We start from the raw sequence: 22,790 nt of genomic DNA, 5'->3' as shown, positions 1-22,790 counted from the left end.
CCTAAGACCACTCTATCCCTTCTTTTCGAAAACATTTGAACTTCAAAAAAAATGGCTCAGTTAAGTCTTGAGCCATTCGGCTGCATATTATTTATTTAATTTTACAAGTAAACAATCCATCCCCCCAGGTCGTTTCCGGCTCGTTATGAGTTGGGTTGATTTCCAAAACTTTGTCCATATTTGTAATTATGATAGGAGTAATAATTTCTTTGTTTTTGCTTCTTAAATACTCTAAATCTAAATTCACCAGTGGTTCGCCAATTTTAATAGTTGAACGCTGCCAACCAGTACTTCAAAACCTTCCCCGTTTAATTCAACGGTTTCCAATCCAATATGGATAAGTATTTCTAGCCCGCTTTTTGTCTTAATTCCAATTGCGTGTTTAGTAGGAAAAACCTGAATTACTTGACCGTTTACAGGCGAAACCATTTTTCCGCTCTTGGGTACAATGACAACCCCATCCCCTATTAGTTTCTGTGCAAAGACTGGATCCGGCACCTCTGATAATGAAACAATTTCGCCGTCCAGAGGTGAAAATACTTCTTCTACTAAACTCTTATTATTCAAAATGATGCTGGCCTGTTGCGGCTTTCTTCCTTGGTTTCCTTTCTTCCTTATTGAAAGCATAAAAGGCCCTTCTAAAATGAAGGGCTTTAATAAATGGATAAAGTATTTGTGTTTGGAAATCTAAATTTTCAGAAGGCAAATCCTATTAAAGGGACAGTACACCTGTGAGGATCGCAACAACAATCATTACAAGGGCGCTGCCGACTGCATATTTAGTAGAAAATTTAATATGATCACGAAAATTTATACCAACAAGACCAATTAATACATAAACAGAGCCAACAAGCGGGCTTAACAAATGGAGAGGCTGTCCAAGGAGTGATGCTTGTGCAATTTCTAGTTTATGGATTCCAATATGGGAAGCAGTTTCAGCTAGAATAGGAACAATACCAAAATAGTAAGGATCGTTTGCCATAAAGAAAGTGAAAGGCATGCTCGTTAAACCCACAAGTAATGGAAGTTGAGGAGCAAGGAAATCAGGAGTCACATTAACTATAGAGTTTGCCATAGCATCTACCATTCCAGTACCTTCTAATATTCCGGCAAATGCTCCCCCAGCAAAAATAAGCGAGACAACAGTCAAAACATTCCCAGCGTGTGCTTCTATTCTTTCTTTTTGATCGCGTAAGTTTGGATAATTGACTGCGGACACGATAACGAATCCAAGCATAAACAAAGCAGGTAATGGAAGAACAGCTGTTAATAACCCCGCAATTAATAAAATGGTTATGACCAAATTAAACCAAAATAGTTTAGGTCTTTTTAATGATTCAACTGACACATCCAGCACAGTTACTGCAATTTCATTTTCCACATTCGGATCGACAAGAGTCTTTTGAATGCCCAGCCTTTTTCTTTCTTTCAGACCAAAGAAAACGCCAATGCCTATTACATAAAGGGCCGCTGCGATAATGGAAGGAATCAGTGGGTCAAGTACTGTCGTAACATCATATTTAAAAACAGACATAACACGTGCAGTTGGCCCACCCCATGGAAGAACATTCATAATCCCCATCGACATCGCAGGTAAACATGCGAGGATCAGTTTGTTCATGCCTAAACGTTCATAGAGGGGTAAAAATGCGGTGACAACAATTAGGTACGTAATGGTTCCATCGCCATCTAAACCTACAAGTAAAGAAAGAATAGCCGTTCCAATTGTTATTTTCAGAGGGTCACCTTTTGAAATTTTAATCACTTTATTGACTAATGGGTCAAACATACCCGCATCAATCAAAGTTCCAAAATACAATATGGCAAAAGTCACCATGATAGCGGTTGAAGCTACCGTTTCAGCTCCACTTAAAATCATTTTGCCTACATCTGTAAAACCTGCAAAAAGAGCAAATACTGTTGGAATCAATATTAGAGCATTCAGAGCGTTCATTTTATTACTCATAATTAAATACATAAAAACTACAATCATTAAGAACCCTAAAACCGTTAACAATTTCCTCACCCCTCTTTTTAGATAACGCTTACATCAAATAGATAAGAAAAGGTCCCCTAAACCCTTTCTCATCCTAGCTTTTCCTGCCGTTCTGGTTTACAGTGGAGCTGTGAATTTGGACCAGCTTTCAACAGAAAACTTCCCCCGTCATGTCCTATTGTTTTCTTTACCTCTTTTGCTGCCTCAAGTAATTTATCTAAATCAATTCCAGTCTCGATACCCATTTCATGAAATGCATGAACGATATCTTCAGTTGCAATATTGCCTGATGCATTTGGTGCATAAGGACATCCTCCAAGACCTGCTGTTGAACTATCAAAAATTGTAACACCTTGTTGGAGTGCTGCAACTGCATTCGCAAATGCCATCCCCCTTGTGTTATGAAGATGCATAGAAAATATGAATTCTGGAAACTCTTGTTTCATTATACCTAAATAATCATAAATTTGTTTCGGGTCACCTGTACCGCTTGTATCCGCTAAAGAAATCTCAGTGATCCCCATTTTACGGTAGTCTTCAAGGATTGATAATAATTGGTCTACAGGAACTTTTCCTTCAAAAGGACACCCAAAAGCAACAGAGATTGACCCACTGACTTCGACATTGCTTTTATTGGCCAGATCAACAATTGGAAGGAGATTTGCTTGCGCATCTTCAACCGTGGCGTTAGAATTTGATAAACTATGAGAATCCGTTGCAGAAAGCAACAATTTCAGCTTTTTTACGCCCGCACCTATGGCTCGTTCTGCACCCTTCACATTCGGAATTAAGGCACGAAATTTCACGTCTGTTAATCCTTGAACGCTTTTTACAACTTCTTCTGCATCCTTCAACTGCGGGATTGCTTTTGGGTGAACAAACGAGGTAACTTCAATATGCTTAATACCTGTTTCAGAAAAACTATGAATAAGGCTAATCTTTTCTTCCGTTGGAATCCATTTACGTTCCATTTGGAAACCATCCCGGGGACATACTTCCCAAATTGTTGCTTTTTCTGGCAGCTTCAATATGTTTTCTATCAAGTTAAATCACTCCTTTTTCATATAATTTTTCAATTTGTTCATCAGTTAAGCCAATTTCGTTTTTAAGAATTTCTTCGTTGTGTTCTCCAAGCTCTGGAGCTCGGTGCCTAATTCTCCCTGGAGTGGCAGAAAACTTGGGCACGATTCCTGGCACTTTTACAGATCCAAGACGAGGATGTTCTACTTCTAAAATGTTTTCCCGTGCTTTGTACTGTGGGTTATTGAAAATATCTTCAATACTTAAAATTGGAGAAATTGGCACACCATCAGTATCCATTTTTACAATAAGCTCATCATTATTAAGACTTCCAATAAATGCTCTCACAATCTTTTGCAAATCTTCATCATTTTGCATCCGTTCCATATTTGTTTTATACCGTGGGTTATCTATTAAATCTGCTCTCCCCATTGATTTCGCCAATCTGATCCAGGTTTTTTCTGTACTACAGACAAGTACAACCCATTTCCCGTCTTTTGTCTGGTATGTACCCGCCGGACTGGAGTGTCCTGCTAACATTGGGCTTCTTTCTCTTACTTTCCCCAATTGATCATACTCAGCAATTAGGAACTCCATCATTCGGAACATAGCTTCGTATAATCCCAATTCAACTACTTGTCCTTCTGCATTGTTTTTATCCCTATGGTAGAGAGCGCTTACAGTTCCAAAAGCCACAAAAATCCCCGAAATATAATCCAACAATGAAAAAGCAGGGCTTACAGGAGGTCTGTCTGAAAATCCCTGCAAATAGGTATAACCTGAAAAAGCAGTGCACGGAGTTCCAAAACCTGCTTTCTCTGCATAAGGACCTGTCTGACCATAACCGGATTGTCTCGTTAAAACGATATCAGGGTTTACTTCCTTCAATACCTCGTATCCGAGACCCCACTTTTCCAATGTACCTGGACGAAAATTTTCGATAACCGCATCTGCTGTTCTGACTAGTTCCTTGAAAATTTCTTTTCCTTCTTCTGTACGGATATCAAGTGTTAAAGAGCGTTTATTTCTTGAAAGGCCAGGCCATCTTAACGACTCTTCCCCTTTCCAAGGCCCAAGTCCTCTGGAAGCATCTCCTTTGCCTGGTAGTTCAACTTTTATAACTTCAGCTCCCAAATCTCCAAGCAGGCAAGCTGCAAAAGGTGCAGCAATGACGCTTGAGACATCAATAATTTTTAATCCTGTTAATGGGCCAAAATTTTGCATGTCATTATTACCTCCAATCTTACAACTGGTCTTATGGTACACTGGTTGGACCAGTTAGGTTTATTATGCGTCATTTTTTTTAAATCGTCAATATTTTTTGAATATTAAAACCCCATCTGTAAACGATAGGGTCAAAGAAAATATTATAGATTATTTAAAATTCTTTCTCGCAATCGCTGCAAGTGTGCTGCCATTGCTTCCGATGCTTCTTTTGGTTTCCGATTTTTCACTGCATTAAAAATAGCTCGATGTTCTGCATTTGAACGTTCTAGCCTTTCAGGTGATAACAAGGTTTTCATCCTTATTTGCTGGAGCATATTTAAATTTGTTTCCAGTGTAGTCACAAGCACGAAATTTTGAGTTGCTTCTGCCAGCGCCAAATGAAACATACTATCTCTCACTAGCTTTTCGTTAAAATCCTTTCGTTCTGCTTCTACTTTCAACAAGGCTCTTTCCATTTTTAAAATATCTTCTTCAGTAGCTCTTTCACAAGCAAGCGCTGCAATATTAGGTTCAATCATTTCACGAACTTCTAAAAAATAAATAATAGATGTTGTCTTCATAAGATCAACAGGGTCAAAGCTGTATTCCATAACGAGACGCTGGTCAACATGTTGCACGTACCGACCGCCACCTGGTTTTGCAATAACAACTCCTTCAGCCTCTAGTACCCGAAGTGCTTCTCTCAATGAGGTTCTACTACATCCAAGCAAAGTAGAAAGTTCCCGCTCGCCAGGAAGCCGATCGCCGGGAAGTATCTTTCCTTCTTGAATCAGTTCTCTAATTTGATCCACAATTTGTTCATATACTCTCGAATATTTAATACCTGTAAAAATGTTATCTCCCACAGTACACCGCCTTTCATTCCTCAGCAGCAATCATTAATATTTAAAATTACTATACCATACTTTTCTTTGAGAAAGCATTGTCATACTTGCCTCTTGAATCACTAAAGGTACAATTCTCCAATTTTCATCACGTGAATCTGGGGGTCTCCAATTTTTCAGGTTTATGCTCTTTTTCACCCATATCTTTTGTGATGCTTGGTTTGGAATGCCGGGGAAAAAATAATTATTGTTCCAGCTTGCTACTCCACAGCGTCATAGACTTTGAAGAACACACCATAATTAGGACTATTGAGGACGAAATCACCTTAAAAACCAGAAAAAAATGTCCTCAATAAGAGCTATTGAGGACAAAACCCACATCGAAGTGGTTTATTGCCAGCCATCGGCCAGGTTTAGATCTAATGAACTTACTTCATTGCCATCTACGAAAAGTTTCCCATCTGAGATGGTAAACTGTTTATTTAAGTAATACGTACCATTTTGGAAATCTTCCACTGCTGAAATCTCGTATTGCCCATCGGGAAGGCGACCTTGATAAAGGCCGTTTTGAATCCAGCTAGGATAACCGGCTGTCCAGTTTCCATCCAAAGAAGTGATTGCAACGTAACCATCGGTAACAAGGTTTTCCCCATTATACACAGTACCTGATAAGGTTACAGGGGCAACGGCAATGTCAAGCTGCTCCGCTTGTTCACCATTTACATATAGCTGTCCAGATTCGATAGTGAATTCTGTGCCAGGACTGTAAGCTGTGCCATCATTAAGATAGATATCATAGACTTTGTATGTGCCATCTGGCAGGCGGAATTGGAATCTGCCATCCTCAGTGGTTAAGCCCCCCGCTTGAACAGGATTATCTGCATCGCTAGTTTCCATGATGTACATGTTCCCCATGATCGGATTTCCATTTTCCGTTAACGTTCCTGTCACCGTGACCGCAGGTACAGTAACCTCAAGCAAATCCGTTACCTGACCATTCACATATGTCTTCCCGTCCACAACTGAAAAAGCGAAATCCATAGACGCAGTGGTTCCATCATCTAAACTAATTTCTTTTACTGAATAAACTCCATCTGCTAAACGCAGGGAGAAGGTTCCGTCCGCGTTCAGGCTCTTCCCATTAGAGTAACTTCCGTCTGATGAACTAATCCACATGAAGCCATATGAAACAGCAGCATCTCCATCTTTCACTCTTCCATGCACAGTAACTGGCGGAATCTGCAACTCTAGTAAGGATTGCTCTTTACCATCGATGATTAGCTTGCCGTTAACAATATCAAACTTCTTATTGAATTGAAGGTTTTCGCCTTCATCAAATAGAAATGCGTTCGTGATTTGATAGCTGCCATCCTTTAAGCGCATCGAGTAGATTCCATTTTCATCTGTTACGCCATCATTGTACTCCGTAGTACCGTCTTCAGAAATTTTTTCAACATTAATAGCACCTTGAAGGGCATTCCCTGATTCAACAAGCTTCCCTTGGAAGGAAACAGGCGGCAGGTTAATGTCTAAAGTTGAAGCTGGTTCTCCATTTCGAAGGAGTTTTCCATCCCGTATTTCAAATGGAATGTCAACCCTATTAAATCGGTTTTGTTCATCAATAGTCCTAATTGTATACTGGCCGTCCGGGAATCGATACTCAAAGTTCCCATTTGCGTCAACAGGTGTCCCGAACATATAAAAATCTGTCTCGGACTTCTGCCATTCAAAATTGACATACGCATTCGTCAGGGACTGCACACCATCAGAGACTGTTCCTTTTACGTTAATATCGGGTACAGTAATGGTAAGTAATGAAGTCTTCTTCCCATTGATATAAATAGCTCCGTCTACGATTTCAACGGTGATAGGATCTACTGAAATATAGGTTGGGTGATAAACACTAATGCTATAGGTTCCATCCGCTAATTCCCTTAACGAAAATTCCCCTTTTTTGTTTGTTAACACACTTTGAATAAATTGAATATCATCTTCCAGGCGTTTTTCTACAAGAATCGTAGCCTCAGTTAATGGAGTACTAGAGTCTGCTGCCTTCCCTGCTATTTTGTTGACAGGGATGGTGATGGATATACTCGTTTGCTGTTCATCTCCAACATATACCTTGCCATCATTGACTGTGAATGCTAACTGATAGCGATAAGAGCCATGATCCACTTCTATGTCAAACAGAAAATATTGCCCATCTGGTAATGAAGCTGAAAAGCTTCCATTGCCTTTTGAAGATACTGTATAAATATCTTCTTGATATTCATTATATTTTGAGATAATTAAATTTGCTTTTAAGCCCTTTTTTCCTTCCTTTATAACACCGTTGAAGTTACCGGATGTTTCTGAAGGAGTTTTTCCCTTTTTCGTTTTGGAAAGGTTGATTTCCCCTCCGGTTGAACCTTGAATCTTACCTTTACTTACGACAAAACTTTGGTTTGTACTATACCATGAATTACTTTTGTCCTTGATCCCTTTTACCGTATATGTACCGTCAGCCAACTTTGTTTTAAAGGCTCCGTTTGTGTCTGTAATCGTCTGAATCCACTTTAACGTTCCTTGTTCCTTAATCATAACTTGGGTATTCTTTAACGGTTGGCCGTGCTCTTTAATCGTCCCCTTTACCACATCTGCTTTGGCTTTGGTTGGTGCAGCGGCGTTTACAGGACCGTTTGATACACCCAGGATACATACAATTATTAATAGCATGTACATTAGTTTTTTTCTCATTTCTCATCCCCCTCATTTTAAAAATATAGTCTCTTCTTGAAAATTATCATTTTTTTCCAACTTAAATTAATTCGATTTTTTCTAAGTAACTCCTCTAGGTATTTTGGCATATATTTTATACTTGATGGAAATTTTCAAAAAGATCAATTAAAAGGAGCTTTCGTTCATAAAGATGTGGAAAGGAATTAAATGAAATTTATGGCAACAAACTACTAACTGTTCCAAGAGCGCAAGCTGGGATAAGAAGGCTTCAACAGTTCATAACTTTGGTAGAGGAATATCAAGCAGATACCACTTTCTTCTTAAATGACAAAGGCTATTCCAATTACATAATTTTGATCATCCCCTTCCCTTTACATGGGTGCTATAGGAGTAATAAAAAAACATCTAACTTAATTTTATAAGTCTTCATTGAGTACAAAAATTAACAATAAAGAGGATGGAACCAATTCGATTTCATCCTTAAAAGTTATGCATTATTTTCGGATTGTACAAGAACATTACTCCACACTCATTTAGACATACCCACACTTCATTATTGATTGAAGCTGGAGTTAGCATCAAAGGAAATACAAGAATGAATCGGACATACAGATATTAATACTACAATGAATATCTATGCTCATATGACCGCCAATATGGAAGAAAAGGCCTCCCAACAGTTTAGCAAACTGATGAAAGACCTTCTCCTATAGTTAGCTTTTATATCATAGGTTGCCGTATTTTATAAAACAAGGACAAATCCGATGATAAGAAAAGCATATTATCATTTTAGACGTTGATGTAACGAGGTTTTAAAACCCTAATTACATCATGCCGCCCATTCCACCCATGCCGCCCATGTCAGGCATTCCAGCAGCACCAGCTGGTTCTGGCTTGTCAGCCACAACAGCTTCAGTTGTTAAGAACATAGCTGCAACAGAAGCTGCGTTTTGAAGAGCTGAACGAGTAACCTTAGTTGGGTCAACGATACCAGCTTCGATCATGTTTACCCACTCGCCGTTAGCTGCGTTGAAGCCTGTTCCAACTTCTTCACGCTTTAAGCGGTCAACGATAACAGATCCTTCAAGTCCAGCATTGTGTGCGATTGTGCGAACTGGCTCTTCCATTGCACGTAGAACAATGTTGATACCTGTTGCGATATCGCCTTCTTCTTGAAGCTCAGCAACACGGCTGTACACGTTAAGAAGGGCTACACCACCACCGGATACGATACCTTCTTCAACTGCTGCACGAGTTGAGTTCAATGCGTCTTCGATACGAAGTTTGCGCTCTTTTAATTCAGTTTCAGTAGCTGCACCGACTTTGATAACTGCTACACCGCCAGCTAATTTAGCTAAGCGTTCTTGTAATTTTTCACGGTCAAATTCAGAAGTAGTTTCTTCTAATTGAGTACGGATTTGGTTTACACGAGCTTGAATCTCTTCTGTTGCACCAGCACCTTCAACAATTGTTGTATTTTCTTTTGTTACAACAACTTTAGCGGCACGGCCTAAAGAAGAAATCGTTGCAGACTTAAGGTCACGGCCAAGCTCTTCAGTGATTACTTCACCGCCAGTTAATGCAGCGATATCTTCAAGCATCGCTTTACGACGATCACCAAAGCCTGGAGCTTTAACAGCAACCGCATTGAATGTTCCGCGAAGTTTGTTTACTACTAATGTAGATAGTGCTTCACCTTCGATATCTTCAGCAACAAGTAATAATGGCTTGCCTTGTTGTACTACTTGCTCAAGGACTGGAAGGATTTCTTGAATGCTAGAAATCTTTTTGTCTGTGATTAAGATATATGGGTTATCTAAAACAGCTTCCATTTTGTCAGTGTTTGTAACCATGTAGGCAGATACATAACCACGGTCAAATTGCATACCTTCAACTACATCTAACTCAGTTGTGAAGCCTTTAGATTCTTCGATGGTGATAACGCCGTCGTTACCAACACGTTCCATTGCTTCTGCAATCAATTGACCTACTTCTTCGTCAGCAGCAGAGATCGCCGCAACTTGTGCGATAGAAGCTTTGCTTTCGATAGGTTTAGAGATCGCTTTTAATTCTTCAACAGCTGTAGCAACTGCTTTTTCAATCCCTTTGCGGATACCCATTGGGTTCGCACCAGCTGTAACGTTCTTTAAACCTTCACGAATCATCGCTTGAGCAAGAACCGTTGCAGTTGTCGTACCGTCACCAGCAACATCGTTTGTTTTGCTAGCTACTTCAGCAACCAATTTAGCACCCATGTTTTCGAATGCATCTTCTAATTCGATTTCTTTTGCGATGGTTACACCGTCATTAGTGATTAATGGAGAACCGAATTTTTTCTCAAGAACCACGTTGCGTCCTTTAGGTCCAAGCGTAACTTTTACTGCATTTGCTAGAGCATCAACACCACGAAGCATTGCGCGGCGTGCATCTTCACTAAACATAATTTCTTTAGCCATTGTAAAAAAACCTCCTCGTATTTTTACTCTGAATCTATTTCTTTAAAGGTTCCATAACTGACATATATGTGTCAGTCTTAAATGCTTTTATTTACTCGCCTACTACAGCAAGGATATCGTTTTCACGTAAAATTAAGTATTCAACACCCTGGTATTTCACTTCAGTACCAGCGTATTTTGAGAAGATAATACGATCACCTACAGCAACATCAAGTGCTACACGCTCACCGCTTTCAAGGACACGGCCAGTACCAACGGCAACAACTTTTCCTTCCTGAGGCTTTTCTTTCGCTGAATCCGGTAATACGATTCCGCTTGCAGTTTTTTCTTCTGACTCAACAAGCTCAATAATAATACGATCACCTAATGGTCTTAACATTCAAACAACCTCCTCAAATAATATGTAGTTTTGTCTTTATTAGCACTCTCCTCTAATGAGTGCTAACACAATTATTATAATAATCAATCTTAAAATCTTTTGCAAGTATGATGAATAAATTTTTACAAAGAAATTTCCTTTTCTGCAACCTTATAAAGTATGTGAAAAAGTAGGCAATCTATACCTCCTTTTTAAAAAGAAATGAACTATTTAGAGTTTCCACAGCCAGATTCCTTCAATTTAGATGAAACAATACATCTAAATTGAAACCATCACTGCTTTAAGAGTAAAATAAATATTAGTGCTTATATAGGACCAATTCATAATCGTTCGTTACTCGTTGCATCCTATAACTATACATAAAGGAGATTGTCATTTGAAAAAGGAATATTGGTGGGTCATTATTGTTTATATAGCTATGCAGTTTTCAAGTCTAGTGGGGCTTCCCATTTTAATCTTTGGCTTTAAACATTTTGATATCAGTCAAAGACTTGCTGTTCCTGTTTATCTGATTGCTAGTTTTTCAATCGCCTTGAGCATTATTCTCCTTATTTTACGGAAGGAAATGAATACACGTAGTTTGGATAAGAAAGGGACTTCGTTTGGATATTCAGCAATGTGGGCAGTGTTAGGGGTATTTTTAGCTTTGTTTGCTCAGTATGTTGCAGCTATAATCGAAAGCCTTTTAGGGATTAAAATGGGGTCAGAGAATACACAGGATATCCTGAAAATTATTGAAACCCTGCCGCTGGCAATCCTTGTCACAAGCATTATTGGTCCTATTCTGGAAGAAATCGTTTTTCGCAAAATTATTTTTGGTGCACTATATAAACGATATAATTTTTTCATCTCAGCATTAATTAGTTCCGTTATCTTCGCCTTAGCCCACATGGAGCCTGTCCATATTTTACTTTACGCGGCGATGGGCTTTACGTTTGCATTTCTCTATGTCAAAACAAACCGTATTATTGTTCCGATCTTTGCTCATGTTTCAATGAATACAATGGTTGTTTTGGTTCAATCTGTTTATAAAGATGATATTGAACGACTAAGACGAGAGGCGGAAGCGATTCAAAACTTTATCGGAGGCTTTCTATGAGACGTTCACCCTTGTTTTCCGGTTTTATCTACCTCTTTCTCGGTACGCTGTTTACCTATTTTGCCATCGACCATGTCCAAACAAACGGCTGGGGATTCTTCGGCTACCTGCTTGTGCTGCTAGCCACCTTCGACTTTGGCTCCGGCGTCAAAATGATTCTTTTTCATATAAAGTATAAAAATAAGGTGAAGAAGTAAGAAAAGGTGACAGGCACCCATGGTGCCTGTCACCTTTTCTATTATTTCGATGGTACTTGCGTTTTTATTCTGAGACGGTCTTTGCCGAGGGTAAAGATAAAGAGGAATGCGATTCCTGCCGGGACTAGTGCCCATGTAAAGGTGTGGACGATGGAGATTGATAGGGCATCTGTTATTTTGTCCAGGATTTGTGGAGGTATGTGACTTCTTGCTTCTTCCGATAAGAGTGAACGTGAATCTCCAAACGATTGCCCTTTCACCGGCCCCATTCCCGAAAAGGTATCTTTCAGTCCCTCGTTTAAATTGCTTCTTTGAATAGTTCCAAATATGGTAATTCCGACGGTCATCCCGAGCGACCGAATAAAGTTACTGGTTGAAGTAGCTGAACCCCGCTGCTCCATACCAAATGGATGAATCGCCGCCATGCTTAAAACAGAGAACGAAAAACCAACGCCTAAACCGATGACAATCATATAAACCGTCAGCAGAGCCCTGGTTGTATCCGGCGAGATACTGCTTAACAGCAAAAATCCGATTATCAAAATGAGGCCAGATAAAAACATAATGTTACGGTAACTCATCTTGCTCGTCAAAAATCCACCTGTTTGGGCTGTTACCACTGATCCAAGCATCATTGGCAATAAAATGAGCCCTGAATTGGTCGCTGTTCCGCCGTATACCCCTTGCACAAAGATGGGAATGTACACAGTGGCTGACATAAACGCCGCCCCATAAAATAAGCTGACAAGTGTACTTCCGGCAAATAGACGGTTCTTAAACATTGTAAACGAAATGATCGGGTCCTTTGCCTTTGTTTCAATATATAAAAAGAGTAAAAAAAGAACGGCGAAGCCCGCAAATAAGCTCAAAATAATACTAGAATCCCAATCATATTTCTGCCCGCCAAGTTCTAGAGCAAACATTAAACAAACAACGGACCCAATTAAAGTAATAGCCCCCCACCAATCTATTCTCTGTTTCTGATGAATCGGCGATTCTTTGTAGGCAATCGAAACAAACAACAAGGATAAGATTCCAAGTGGTAAATTGATATAGAAAATCCAATGCCAACTGATATGGTCCGTAATATAGGCCCCTAATAACGGACCAAAGATACTGGATAATCCAAAAACAGCTCCAAACAATCCGCCCATTTTCCCGCGTCTTTCAGGAGGAAACAAATCAAACATGATCGTAAAGGCGATTGGTACTAAGGCTCCTCCGCCTATTCCCTGAATCGCCCGGTAAATGCTTAGCTGTGTAATGGTTTCCGCTGTACCGCACAATGCAGAACCAATCATAAATAGTATTAATCCAAAGATGAAGAATCGTTTACGCCCATACATATCGGATAATTTCCCGAAGATTGGCATCCCGGCCATCTCTGCTACCATATAGGCCGAAACCACCCAGACAAAGCTTTCCAGCCCGCCAAGGTCGCCAACAATGGTTCCCATTGCGGTCACAACAATCGTATTATCCATGGAAGCCATCAGGATTCCCAGTAACAACCCTGCAACGACCAGTCCCAACTTACTTTCCTTTGCAGTCATTCGATTACCCCTTTACACTTTTGTCTTAGATTTGATTGTTGACGATGAATCGCTTTTCAATTCCGTTGTATATTCAACAAGGCCGATTTGACAGCCGGGGCCAATTTTAACCGTATTACCGCGAACCACTTCAGCAGTTGTATTTTCTAAGTAAATATCATCACCCTCAATTACTTTGGCCGAAAGAGTCCCTTCCTCTCTCCCAAACGGAAGGATCGAGTTTTTCTTCCGTTTTACGACAATTCTGCTGCCTCCAATTTCCTCTGCCCTGCTTTGCCCGAATCGCAGCGCAATCTTAACCTTGTCTGCTGTTAGTAATCCTTTGATATCAAAACCACCGCTCGAATCGAACGTCTCAAATTCCACATCTCCCTTAACAGAGATACTTCCTTTTATGGTAGCCACATCTCCGCTTAACTTTTCACCAACTTCGAGCATCCCAAACACCTTCATCTTTTTCAATCTGGCATTCCGGCCGGCCATCAGCGTTCCCATCACAAGTGTATCGTTCGCCGTCACATCCCCCTTCACCTCTGCCTCGCCCATTATTTTAACGGAACCTGTTTTCACATTCTCAGTTGCCTCACTCGTACCATACACATGAAAGGCAGAACATTCGACGTCGGTTACAATCATTCCCTCACCTCGGATGCTGACTTTATCATATATGCCGCCTGGGTAGCTTCCTGAACCATTAATAATTAAATTTTGACCCTTGCCCATTTTCTTCTCCCTCCTCCTAAACCTTCTGAATATCCCCTACCACCGAATTTTTATCTTGAGAAAATTCATCCGTATACTCCACCACACCAATCTGACAATTCGGACCTATTTTCACCTGGTGACCTCGGACCACCTTCGCCACGGTGTTTTCGAGCACAATTTTGTCACCTTCAATCAAATCAGTTTCTAATTGGTTTTTGAAAAAAGGTTTAAATATAGCACCGATAAAAGACCCTCTATGCTGTTTAATGGTAATGGTCTGCCCGCCTATTTCCTTTGCCCTGCATTCCCCGTAAACCTCCACATCGATTTCCTCTGCATTTAGAAGTCCGCCAATTGTAAACCGATATTTTCCTTTAAAGCTCTCCGCTTCACAATCTTCACCCACTGTTAAAATACCATGGATATTGATTTGTTCCGCTTTTACCTTACCTTCAACATTGACTTTTCCGGAGACCTTTACGTTTTTCACTAAAAGATCTTGGGCAACTTTAGCTGTCCCATCCACTTTCAGCTTCTCGCCCTCAATAGTTCCATGAAACCGGGCATTGCCATTAACGTTTACTTTTGTGGCTGCTACATTCCCCTTCATCGTTCCGGAGCCGTTACATTCTAATTCCTCACAATTGAGGTCACTATTTACGGTCCCACTTCCATTCAGCGTCACCAGAGAAAAATGTCCCCCATTGGATGAACCAAGTCCATTGATGACCAGGTCGCCTCTTCGATTCGTTTCCATAGTCATTCTCCTTATAATAATTTAGCTTTTATTTCTTCCATACATGTCATGATTGATAATACAGTGACCACTTTCGTTCCCTGTTCAAAATGAAAGCCTTCTGAATTGATCAGCAGCAGGCAGGATGATACACCAAGCTTTCTCGTTATCACTACTTCACATTTCTTCTGTTTGATCAGCTGCGTATTTTCCTTTAAAACCTGAATCAGCATTTTGCCTTCCTCTAAATTGATATCACCTGACTGCAAAAGTTTCTCCAATACATACACTTCAATTATTCTTGAAAAAGTAAACTGAAGGTTGCCTTTATCAATTTCCATATAAATATCCATAACTTGCTTTGAAACAATGTTACGTGTTACTAACTCATCCTTTTCCAGCTTTAAATCGCTAATATTCGGAGAAAACATATCAGCCAATTCATCTAAAGACAAATTATCCTTCATGGTCTGGATTTTATGGATCCGCTCTAAAACCTTTTCTTTTGGAAAGAACGTCTCTTGTCCAGTAAAGGTGGATTTCCGAATAAACCACTCTTCGGGGATAAGGTCCTTCCGCTTCCACCGGTAAAGCTGCCCATAAGAAATACTGGCAAGCTCCAGCAATTCTTTTTTTGAAATTAACTCGTCACTCATTGTTAGTTAACCCCTTTCTAAAAACAGTGTAACATAACACTGTTACGCTAGTAAAGTGACAAAAAAAGTGTTTCACTAATTTTTGTAAGTGAAACACCTTTTGCTCATTATTCTTCTATTTCTTCGGTTGGATAATGTTTTAAGAAATAGACTAATGACTGCAGTTCGACTGCCAAGTCAATATGATGTACCCTAATCGATGCAGGAACATTTAATCGTGCGGGTGTAAAATTCAAAATTCCTCTTACTTCTGCTTTTGCCAGCCTGTCGGTAATCATTTGAGCAACAGGAGCTGGCACCGTAAGAATGACAACGGATATCTTTTCCTCTAAGAGCACCTTTTCGAGATCATCCATGGGATAAACAGGAACTTCCCGAACTTTTCCTCCCATTTTTTCCGGATCGACATCAAAAGCAACCTCTATTTTGGTATTATTGTTTTTTAAAAAATTATAATTCAAAAAGGCGGTTCCTAAATTACCAACCCCAATTAACGCAACCTTTGTTAGTTCATCTTGATCAAGTGTCTTACGGAAAAAGGTTAACAGATAATTGACATTGTAGCCGTATCCTTTCTTCCCTAAGGCCCCAAAGTAAGAAAAATCTCGACGAATCGTTGCACTGTCTACCTTTACCGCTTCACTTAGTTCCGCAGACGAAACTCTTTGTTTCCCGGAAGTATGCAGATTTTTTAAAAACCGATAATAGAGGGGCAGCCGTTTTGCTGTCGCCTGTGGTATCTTCATCGTTTCATTACTCATAATCTCCCACACCCCATTCCCAAAATGAATAAATATTATTTAACTTGCCCTGTTCTTTTAAAGTCTCCATTTTTTCCGCCTGTTTTCTCAACTAAGTATGTCGGTCCAATGATCATACCTTTATCTACTGCCTTGCACATATCATAAACGGTTAGAGCGCAAGCTGTCGCAGCTGTGAGCGCTTCCATTTCAACACCTGTATTTCCTTTTGTTTTAACGGCTGCAGCAATATGCAATTGATGGCTCTCATTTTGGCCTTTTTCCCATGAAAAGGATATATTAACCCCTGTTAGTGGGATCGGATGGCACATTGGGATAATATCCCACGTCTTTTTCGCAGCCATTACCGCTGCTACCTGTGCGACCGCTAACACATCGCCTTTTTTCATTTCATGGTTCGTTATTTTTTGATAGATTTCCTCGCTTACAGTAATACTCGAATGAGCAAGAGCCGTTCGTGCCGTCTCGGGTTTGTCGCTGACATCCACCATTTTTGCTCTGCCTTCGTCATTGAAATGCGTAAATTCTGCCATAAAAAAATCCCCCTACGAAAAAATAATACACTATTTTTACCACAATGTGTGTGAAACTTTGAACGAATATGCATTTTTTCTTGAAAAAAGTGCCATAAATCCTCACTTTATTGCCGACCTTACGGTAATACGGTACACTATTTATATAGTAGAGACTGATTTGCTGCTTATATAAGTGAAACTTTTCACGTTTAAGATGAAATGGCATATAGCTTGTTTCTTATAATGAGTGACATAATTCTTCGTTTTTTTTAGATAGAGGTGAATAGAAATGATTTTACTGCAAGTAAACCAACTGCAAAAATATTATGGTGCTGACCTTATTTTATCGAATATAAAGCTTGAATTACAAACCCGTGACCGGGTTGCCCTTGTCGGCCGAAATGGCGCTGGGAAATCAACGTTATTAAAAATTATTGCCGGACACCTGTCCCATGATGGCGGCGAGATTATTAAACCTAAGGATGTAACCATCGGTTATTTAGCGCAAAATACTGGTCTTGAATCAACCTTATCGATTTGGGATGAGATGTTAACCGTCTTTGAACCGCTTCGATTGATGGAAAAATCGCTTCGCCAACTCGAAGAACAAATGGCCGATCCTGGTATATTTGAAGACAGCGCAAAATACGAGCGTATTTTAAAAGAATATGATCAGCTTCAGGTGAAATTTAAAGAACAAGGCGGCTATCAATATGAAGCGGATATTCGCTCTGTCCTTTATGGATTAAACTTTCATAATAATTCTTTGATGATCACAAGCTTAAGCGGAGGGCAAAAGACCCGGCTCGCTTTAGGAAAGCTGTTATTAACAAAACCTGATATTTTAATATTGGACGAGCCAACTAACCATCTCGACATCGATACCCTTTCCTGGCTGGAGCAATATTTACAGGGGTATGCTGGCGCCATTTTGATTGTTTCCCATGACCGATATTTTTTAGATAAAGTGGTCACCCAGGTTTATGAAGTATCCCGGAAACAAATCCAACGGTTTACCGGCAATTACAGTGGCTACCTTGATCAAAAAGCAGCCAATTATGAACGCGATATGAAACTCTATGAAAAACAGCAGCAAGAGGTCGCTAATCTTCAAGATTTTATCCAACGTAATCTGGCTAGGGCCTCCACGACGAAACGCGCCCAAAGCCGTCGTAAAAAGCTTGAAAAAATGGAGTTAATGGACCGGCCGCTTGGAGATGAGAAATCCGCCACTTTCACCTTTGAAATTGAAAAACAAAGCGGCAACGATGTGTTAACGGTAGAATCCTTGGCTGTAGGCTATGAAGGTAAAAAGGTCTCGGAGGATATTTCGTTTCGCGCCTATAAAGGAGAAAGTATTGCCTTAGTCGGCCCGAATGGAATTGGGAAATCCACTCTTTTAAAGACTATTATCAAGAAGCTGCCACAATTAGCGGGTACCATCCGCTATGGGACCAATCTTGCCATTGGCTACTATGATCAAGAGCAAGCAGAATTAACTTCAAATAAACGAGTGTTAAATGAATTATGGGATGATTATCCTTTAAAAAGTGAAAAGGAAATCCGGACGGTGTTAGGCAATTTCCTCTTTTCCGGAGACGATGTGTTGAAAATTGTCTCCACCTTAAGCGGTGGCGAAAAAGCACGGCTCGCACTTGCCAAGCTCATGCTTGAAAAAGCCAATTTACTAATTTTAGATGAACCTACAAACCACCTGGACCTTGACAGCAAAGAAGTGCTTGAAAATGCCTTGATTGATTATCCTGGTACCATCCTTTTCGTCTCACATGATCGATATTTCATTAACCGGATTGCAACTAAGGTGCTGGAGCTGAATCCTAAGGGCAGCTTAGAGTATTTGGGAGATTATGATTATTATATTGATAAGAAACTTGAACAGGAAGAACTAGCTGCACTCGCACTAGCGGACGCTGCAAAGAAAACGGCTGAAAAGGATTCACTCGAAAAAAATAGTTATCAACAGGATAAAGAGAGTAAAAAACTTGAACGCCAGCGTAAAAGACGATTAGAAGAAGTGGAACAGCGAATCGAGGAACTTGAAGAGCAAATTCAAGCGTTTGAACAGCAGTTATGTGACCCAGAGGTTTTTCAAGACCATGAAAAGGTACTAGACATTAATATACAAACTGAAAAAGCAAAAACAGAACTTGAGCAGTTTATGGATGAATGGGCTGCGCTTGCCGAATAATGACGAAACCGGGAGTATTTTCCCGGTTTTTTTTTTGAAAAAAATTAAGTTGTCCACAAGGTTACACACATTTTAGATTGCCTTAATATAAACACTTGTCGCGGTTTTCCACATTATCCACAGTTATCCCCATTTTTATCCACATTATCAACAGATTGTTGATATCTATCCACAAATTGTGAATATGTTTTTTACTTTTCAGAATATTTTATCCACAGATGCTAATTATCGACAGTAAATCACAAAAAACAGCCCTCCCGCTTCGGAAGGACTATTCATTATATAATTCGATATCGAGGCCAGGATTGGCATTAAGGCTCAAGCCCGCCCTGATTCCTTTTTCAAACATAACACTGCCGGCAGCAGCGATCATCGCTGCATTATCCGTACATAATGAAAGGGGCGGAATCACCAATTCAACCTCAGGATGTTTCAAGAAGGTTTGTTCCAAGGCGGCTCTTAGTCCCTTATTTGCGGCAACGCCACCCGCTACTAACAGCTGTTTCACTTGATACTCTGCCACAGCCCTCTCAGTCTTTTTCACAAGCACTTCAATGACACTTTCTTGAAAGCTTGCCGCTAAGTCTTCTGGGGCAATTACCTCGCCGCGCTGCTCTGCATTGTGAACCGTGTTGATAACCGCTGACTTTAACCCACTGAAACTAAAGTCGTAAGAGCCTTCCTCAAGCCATGCTCTTGGCAAATCAATTGTCGGTTTCCCTTCATGGGCCAGACGATCGATATGAGGGCCGCCTGGATAAGGCATATTCAAAGTTCTTGCCACCTTATCATACGCTTCACCAGCTGCATCGTCCCTTGTTTCCCCAATCACTTTAAAGTGACCGTGCTCCTTCATATAAACAAGCTCTGTATGCCCGCCAGAAACGACGAGAGCCAGTAAGGGGAATTTTAGTTCAGTTACCAATCTGTTTGCATAAATATGCCCAGCGATATGGTGAACGGGCACCAGTGGCTTGTTATGAGCGAAGGCAAGGGCCTTAGCAGCATTTACACCAATTAATAGTGCGCCCACTAAGCCTGGGCCTTCTGTAACGGCGATAGCGTCAATTTCCGAAAACGTCAGCTTCGCCTGGCGCAATGCTTCTTCTATTACAATTGTTATTTGTTCAACATGGTGGCGAGAGGCAATTTCAGGTACAACCCCGCCAAATCTTTTATGACTCTCAATTTGCGATGCCACCACATTCGCTGCGATTTCCCGGCCATTTTTTATAATCGCTACGGCGGTTTCATCACAGCTGGTTTCAATTCCTAATATCCATAAATCTTTTTTCATAAGTTCACCCACATAATTAGTGCATCTTCCTGATTATCAGAATAATAATTTTTTCGAATCCCGCCGTTTTGAAAACCGAATTTCCGGTAAAGGGATTGAGCGACATGGTTGGTCACACGGACCTCAAGTGTCATACTCCTTGCTCCCATTTCTCGGGTTGTCGAGATTAGTTTTGATAATAGAGCTTCGCCCAGTTTCTTACCTCTATACTCCGGACGAATCGCTATATTGGTTACATGTGCCTCGTCAATGACTATCCATGTCCCGCAATACCCAACAATTTTTTCGTTTTCCTCAAGGACAATATAAACGGCAAATTTATTATTGTGTATTTCATTAAAAAATGCCTCACGACTCCATGGTGTGGTAAAGGAGGCATGCTCTACTTCTAATACTTGGTCAATATCCTCTTCCCTCATAAAACGAAATACATAAGAATCTACCATTTATCTCTAACCCTATCCATTTAGAATTTTTCCCTTTGCCTCCAGCCATTTTGCTTCGGCTTCTGCCAAGCGAATATAATTGGGAACAAAGGTATGTAAATCTTCTCCTGGTTTATCCTGCCCTAATCCCGCCAGCTCTGCTGGACGAGGATTGTGCTCTGTTATGCTCGCAAAAATCGCTTTTTTTCCTAAGATCTCTTCGATTTTAGGCTGATGCAACGGTAAATCATTTCCGACAAATAAAATAGGTTTGTCCCTTTCTTGCAGTTCACCGGCCCAGTCGGCCAACATAACGAGCTGATCCTGCCTTACCGCTGTCAACTTACTGTTTTGATATTGATAGAGAGCTGTATATACCTGCCCTCTTCTGGCATCAAAAATAGGTGATACGTACCCATCAAAGTATCGTCCTGTTCCAGCAGCCAATATCTCAAGACTGGAAATCCCTACTAGGGGTATATTTAAGGTCCAGGCTAACGTTTTTGCAACGGTTACGCCTATTCTAACTCCTGTATAGGATCCAGGCCCTTTTGCAACCACGATCTTCGTTAAATCTGCAGGTACTCTGTCACAATCCTTCATTAAGGTTTCTATTGCAGGCATTATTCGAACAGAGTGGTTTTTCTTTAAGTTGGTAATATATTCACCGAGCACTTGATTATCCTCTAACAGCGCTACTCCTAAAACATAATTAGAAGTATCGATCGCTAAAATGGTCATCTAAAATATCTCCTTACATAATTGCTCATATCTTTGTCCTTTAGGCTTTAAGACAATTTTTCGCTGATCCGGACCTTGATGGTATAAAAAGATGGTTAGCCGTTCTTCTGGAAGCTGCTCTTTAATAAGATGGGCCCATTCCACTACGGTAACTCCTTCCCCTTCAAAGTATTCATCAAAGCCTAGGTCTTCGTATGCATCAGCTACTCGGTATACATCCATATGATACAATGGAAGCCGTCCTCTATACTCTTTGATGATTGTAAATGTAGGACTATTAACTGTCTTTTTTACTTCTAACCCCTTGGCTAAGCCTTTAGTAAACGTAGTTTTTCCAGCACCAAGGTCGCCCTCAAGAGCAATGACGTCTCCAGGCTGCAGATACTTTGCGAGTCTTTCCGCGAATTGCGAAGTATCACTGTCATTTGATGTCGTTATTTCAAATTCTTTCATCCAATCACCTAACTTTACCATAACAATACTTTATTTTCATTTTACCCTTATTTAGGCATAAAAAAAACCTTAGGATGCTTCCTAAGGGTGAATATACTTATGGAGTATACAAGGACTTTGGTTTCAATGAAAAAAGATGACGGTTCTCTTTGTAAGACAGAGCCCGATTTAATTCCTGACCCTTAGACTAACTGTTCTAATGGACAAATTTAAAGGATATATTAAAAAACTGTTCAATAGAACCTTTCTATTGGACAATATCATCGATTCCTTTATGTTAAATGTCCATTAGAGCCTCTCTAATAGACATTTTTTTCAAAGGTCTTTGTAAATTGTCCATTAGATGCAACCCTATTGGACAAATCCTTCCCATTTCCTAATAGAATGTCCATTAGGGCTCTCCTATTGGGCAAATTCATCGGACTTGAAAAAACTGTCCATTAAAGATAAACGGATCGGTTTAAGCAAGATGAAGGAAGGTGTAGTTTATCTTTAGTATTTCAATAGTCTTCTTTTAAAACTATTCATATAAGTATACGCACTCTGCATTTTTAGACAAAAAAAAAGACGAAAACCATGTTTCGACTTGTTTTAACAAATATGGCGGTCTGGACGGGACTCGAACCCGCGACCTCCTGCGTGACAGGCAGGCATTCTAACCAACTGAACTACCAGACCAAATTGCGGGGGCAGGATTTGAACCTACGACCTTCGGGTTATGAGCCCGACGAGCTACCAGACTGCTCCACCCCGCGATAATAAAAATATAAAGTTTGGAGCACGCTCCATGTTTTGTTTATATTAAACAGCCTGGCAACGTCCT

Annotated in this window: 21 protein-coding genes, 2 tRNA genes and 1 pseudogene; 4 read left to right on the top strand and 20 right to left on the bottom strand. The window is 40.2% G+C overall.

Annotated features, from left to right (window positions below; translation table 11 throughout):
• Window positions 1-243: 243 nt before the first annotated feature.
• From V7077_RS25715 to V7077_RS25690, 6 genes are all read right to left on the bottom strand, one after another.
• Window positions 244-627 carry a PTS sugar transporter subunit IIA gene (locus V7077_RS25715; protein WP_335507237.1) on the bottom strand — a complete coding sequence of 128 codons (384 nt, stop codon included), beginning with the start codon at window positions 625-627 and terminating at the stop codon, window positions 244-246.
• An 85-nt stretch (window positions 628-712) separates the two neighbouring features.
• Window positions 713-2,017 carry a CitMHS family transporter gene (locus V7077_RS25710; RefSeq protein ID WP_335507235.1) on the bottom strand — a complete coding sequence of 435 codons (1,305 nt, stop codon included), beginning with the start codon at window positions 2,015-2,017 and terminating at the stop codon, window positions 713-715.
• 68 nt (window positions 2,018-2,085) lie between these two features.
• Window positions 2,086-3,039, bottom strand: a complete 954-nt coding sequence (locus tag V7077_RS25705) for a hydroxymethylglutaryl-CoA lyase (protein ID WP_335507233.1) — start codon at window positions 3,037-3,039, stop codon at window positions 2,086-2,088.
• Window position 3,040: 1 nt separating this feature from the next.
• On the bottom strand, window positions 3,041-4,240 hold the full coding sequence (locus V7077_RS25700; protein WP_335507231.1) for a CaiB/BaiF CoA transferase family protein: 1,200 nt from the start codon (window positions 4,238-4,240) through the stop codon (window positions 3,041-3,043).
• 143 nt (window positions 4,241-4,383) lie between these two features.
• A complete protein-coding gene (locus V7077_RS25695) occupies window positions 4,384-5,088 on the bottom strand; it encodes a FadR/GntR family transcriptional regulator (protein WP_335507229.1) in 705 nt (234 codons plus the stop codon).
• A gap of 369 nt (window positions 5,089-5,457) precedes the next feature.
• Window positions 5,458-7,803, bottom strand: coding sequence for a carboxypeptidase-like regulatory domain-containing protein (locus tag V7077_RS25690; RefSeq protein ID WP_335507227.1), 2,346 nt, complete (start codon window positions 7,801-7,803; stop codon window positions 5,458-5,460).
• A gap of 493 nt (window positions 7,804-8,296) precedes the next feature.
• Here V7077_RS25690 and V7077_RS25685 point away from each other — a divergent pair.
• Window positions 8,297-8,498, top strand: a pseudogene (locus tag V7077_RS25685) (tyrosine-type recombinase/integrase); the annotation flags it as partial.
• Between the two features lie 111 nt (window positions 8,499-8,609).
• Here the strand turns inward: V7077_RS25685 and groL are convergent.
• On the bottom strand, window positions 8,610-10,241 hold the full coding sequence (gene groL, locus V7077_RS25680; protein WP_335507225.1) for a chaperonin GroEL: 1,632 nt from the start codon (window positions 10,239-10,241) through the stop codon (window positions 8,610-8,612).
• Window positions 10,242-10,332: 91 nt separating this feature from the next.
• Window positions 10,333-10,620 (bottom strand): co-chaperone GroES, encoded by a 288-nt coding sequence (groES, locus tag V7077_RS25675; protein WP_235741922.1) that lies wholly within the window; start codon window positions 10,618-10,620, stop codon window positions 10,333-10,335.
• A 376-nt stretch (window positions 10,621-10,996) separates the two neighbouring features.
• Between groES and V7077_RS25670 the strand changes: the two genes are divergently transcribed.
• Window positions 10,997-11,719 carry a CPBP family intramembrane glutamic endopeptidase gene (locus tag V7077_RS25670; RefSeq protein WP_335507222.1) on the top strand — a complete coding sequence of 241 codons (723 nt, stop codon included), beginning with the start codon at window positions 10,997-10,999 and terminating at the stop codon, window positions 11,717-11,719.
• Complete coding sequence (locus V7077_RS25665) at window positions 11,716-11,916, top strand: YdiK family protein (RefSeq protein WP_335507220.1); 201 nt, start codon at window positions 11,716-11,718, stop codon at window positions 11,914-11,916. The genes V7077_RS25670 and V7077_RS25665 overlap by 4 nt, the downstream gene beginning before the upstream one ends.
• A 41-nt stretch (window positions 11,917-11,957) precedes the next feature.
• On the opposite strand, the gene V7077_RS25660 is transcribed toward V7077_RS25665, so the two are convergent.
• The 6 genes from V7077_RS25660 to moaC form a co-directional block, all read right to left on the bottom strand.
• A complete protein-coding gene (locus V7077_RS25660) occupies window positions 11,958-13,469 on the bottom strand; it encodes an MDR family MFS transporter (protein WP_335507218.1) in 1,512 nt (503 codons plus the stop codon).
• A gap of 12 nt (window positions 13,470-13,481) precedes the next feature.
• Window positions 13,482-14,192, bottom strand: a complete 711-nt coding sequence (locus V7077_RS25655) for a cytoplasmic protein (RefSeq protein ID WP_335507216.1) — start codon at window positions 14,190-14,192, stop codon at window positions 13,482-13,484.
• A 16-nt stretch (window positions 14,193-14,208) separates the two neighbouring features.
• Window positions 14,209-14,931 carry a polymer-forming cytoskeletal protein gene (locus V7077_RS25650; protein WP_335507214.1) on the bottom strand — a complete coding sequence of 241 codons (723 nt, stop codon included), beginning with the start codon at window positions 14,929-14,931 and terminating at the stop codon, window positions 14,209-14,211.
• Between the two features lie 11 nt (window positions 14,932-14,942).
• The gene (locus V7077_RS25645; protein WP_335507213.1) at window positions 14,943-15,566 is read right to left on the bottom strand and encodes a YhbD family protein; all 624 of its coding nucleotides are present in this window, start codon (window positions 15,564-15,566) and stop codon (window positions 14,943-14,945) included.
• Window positions 15,567-15,673: 107 nt separating this feature from the next.
• Window positions 15,674-16,327, bottom strand: a complete 654-nt coding sequence (locus tag V7077_RS25640) for a redox-sensing transcriptional repressor Rex (RefSeq protein WP_335507210.1) — start codon at window positions 16,325-16,327, stop codon at window positions 15,674-15,676.
• Window positions 16,328-16,362: 35 nt separating this feature from the next.
• A complete protein-coding gene (gene moaC, locus V7077_RS25635; RefSeq protein WP_335507208.1) occupies window positions 16,363-16,860 on the bottom strand; it encodes a cyclic pyranopterin monophosphate synthase MoaC in 498 nt (165 codons plus the stop codon).
• Between the two features lie 271 nt (window positions 16,861-17,131).
• Here moaC and V7077_RS25630 point away from each other — a divergent pair, with 271 nt between their 5' ends.
• On the top strand, window positions 17,132-19,051 hold the full coding sequence (locus tag V7077_RS25630; RefSeq protein WP_335507205.1) for an ABC-F family ATP-binding cassette domain-containing protein: 1,920 nt from the start codon (window positions 17,132-17,134) through the stop codon (window positions 19,049-19,051).
• Window positions 19,052-19,322: 271 nt separating this feature from the next.
• On the opposite strand, the gene tsaD is transcribed toward V7077_RS25630, so the two are convergent.
• The 6 genes from tsaD to V7077_RS25600 all read right to left on the bottom strand — a co-directional run bounded on the left by tsaD (window position 19,323) and on the right by V7077_RS25600 (window position 22,722).
• Window positions 19,323-20,348, bottom strand: a complete 1,026-nt coding sequence (gene tsaD, locus V7077_RS25625; protein WP_335507203.1) for a tRNA (adenosine(37)-N6)-threonylcarbamoyltransferase complex transferase subunit TsaD — start codon at window positions 20,346-20,348, stop codon at window positions 19,323-19,325.
• Window positions 20,345-20,794 carry a ribosomal protein S18-alanine N-acetyltransferase gene (gene rimI, locus V7077_RS25620; RefSeq protein ID WP_335507201.1) on the bottom strand — a complete coding sequence of 150 codons (450 nt, stop codon included), beginning with the start codon at window positions 20,792-20,794 and terminating at the stop codon, window positions 20,345-20,347. Before rimI ends, tsaD begins: the two co-directional genes overlap by 4 nt.
• Window positions 20,795-20,806: 12 nt before the next feature.
• Window positions 20,807-21,514, bottom strand: coding sequence for a tRNA (adenosine(37)-N6)-threonylcarbamoyltransferase complex dimerization subunit type 1 TsaB (tsaB, locus tag V7077_RS25615; RefSeq protein ID WP_335507199.1), 708 nt, complete (start codon window positions 21,512-21,514; stop codon window positions 20,807-20,809).
• Window positions 21,515-21,967, bottom strand: a complete 453-nt coding sequence (gene tsaE, locus V7077_RS25610; protein ID WP_335507197.1) for a tRNA (adenosine(37)-N6)-threonylcarbamoyltransferase complex ATPase subunit type 1 TsaE — start codon at window positions 21,965-21,967, stop codon at window positions 21,515-21,517.
• 601 nt (window positions 21,968-22,568) lie between these two features.
• Window positions 22,569-22,645: transfer RNA gene (locus V7077_RS25605), tRNA-Asp, on the bottom strand.
• Between the two features lie 3 nt (window positions 22,646-22,648).
• A tRNA-Met gene (locus tag V7077_RS25600) sits at window positions 22,649-22,722 on the bottom strand.
• Window positions 22,723-22,790: the final 68 nt, after the last annotated feature.

The organism is Neobacillus vireti (genome assembly GCF_036962465.1).
Lineage (GTDB): Bacteria > Bacillota > Bacilli > Bacillales > Cytobacillaceae > Neobacillus > Neobacillus vireti_B.
This window is presented reverse-complemented; position numbering and strand designations above follow the sequence as displayed.

Excerpts from the sequence above, each read along its gene's own strand:
- V7077_RS25715 (WP_335507237.1), bottom strand. The coding sequence starts at position 627 with ATGCTTTCAATAAGGAAGAAAGGAAACCAAGGAAGAAAGCCGCAACAG.
- V7077_RS25700 (WP_335507231.1), bottom strand. The coding sequence starts at position 4,240 with ATGCAAAATTTTGGCCCATTAACAGGATTAAAAATTATTGATGTCTCA.
- V7077_RS25690 (WP_335507227.1), bottom strand. The coding sequence starts at position 7,803 with ATGAGAAAAAAACTAATGTACATGCTATTAATAATTGTATGTATCCTG.
- groL (WP_335507225.1), bottom strand. The coding sequence starts at position 10,241 with ATGGCTAAAGAAATTATGTTTAGTGAAGATGCACGCCGCGCAATGCTT.
- groES (WP_235741922.1), bottom strand. The coding sequence starts at position 10,620 with ATGTTAAGACCATTAGGTGATCGTATTATTATTGAGCTTGTTGAGTCA.
- V7077_RS25665 (WP_335507220.1), top strand. The coding sequence starts at position 11,716 with ATGAGACGTTCACCCTTGTTTTCCGGTTTTATCTACCTCTTTCTCGGT.
- V7077_RS25660 (WP_335507218.1), bottom strand. The coding sequence starts at position 13,469 with ATGACTGCAAAGGAAAGTAAGTTGGGACTGGTCGTTGCAGGGTTGTTA.
- V7077_RS25655 (WP_335507216.1), bottom strand. The coding sequence starts at position 14,192 with ATGGGCAAGGGTCAAAATTTAATTATTAATGGTTCAGGAAGCTACCCA.
- V7077_RS25650 (WP_335507214.1), bottom strand. The coding sequence starts at position 14,931 with ATGGAAACGAATCGAAGAGGCGACCTGGTCATCAATGGACTTGGTTCA.
- V7077_RS25645 (WP_335507213.1), bottom strand. The coding sequence starts at position 15,566 with ATGAGTGACGAGTTAATTTCAAAAAAAGAATTGCTGGAGCTTGCCAGT.
- V7077_RS25640 (WP_335507210.1), bottom strand. The coding sequence starts at position 16,327 with ATGAGTAATGAAACGATGAAGATACCACAGGCGACAGCAAAACGGCTG.
- moaC (WP_335507208.1), bottom strand. The coding sequence starts at position 16,860 with ATGGCAGAATTTACGCATTTCAATGACGAAGGCAGAGCAAAAATGGTG.
- V7077_RS25630 (WP_335507205.1), top strand. The coding sequence starts at position 17,132 with ATGATTTTACTGCAAGTAAACCAACTGCAAAAATATTATGGTGCTGAC.
- tsaD (WP_335507203.1), bottom strand. The coding sequence starts at position 20,348 with ATGAAAAAAGATTTATGGATATTAGGAATTGAAACCAGCTGTGATGAA.
- rimI (WP_335507201.1), bottom strand. The coding sequence starts at position 20,794 with ATGGTAGATTCTTATGTATTTCGTTTTATGAGGGAAGAGGATATTGAC.
- tsaB (WP_335507199.1), bottom strand. The coding sequence starts at position 21,514 with ATGACCATTTTAGCGATCGATACTTCTAATTATGTTTTAGGAGTAGCG.
- tsaE (WP_335507197.1), bottom strand. The coding sequence starts at position 21,967 with ATGAAAGAATTTGAAATAACGACATCAAATGACAGTGATACTTCGCAA.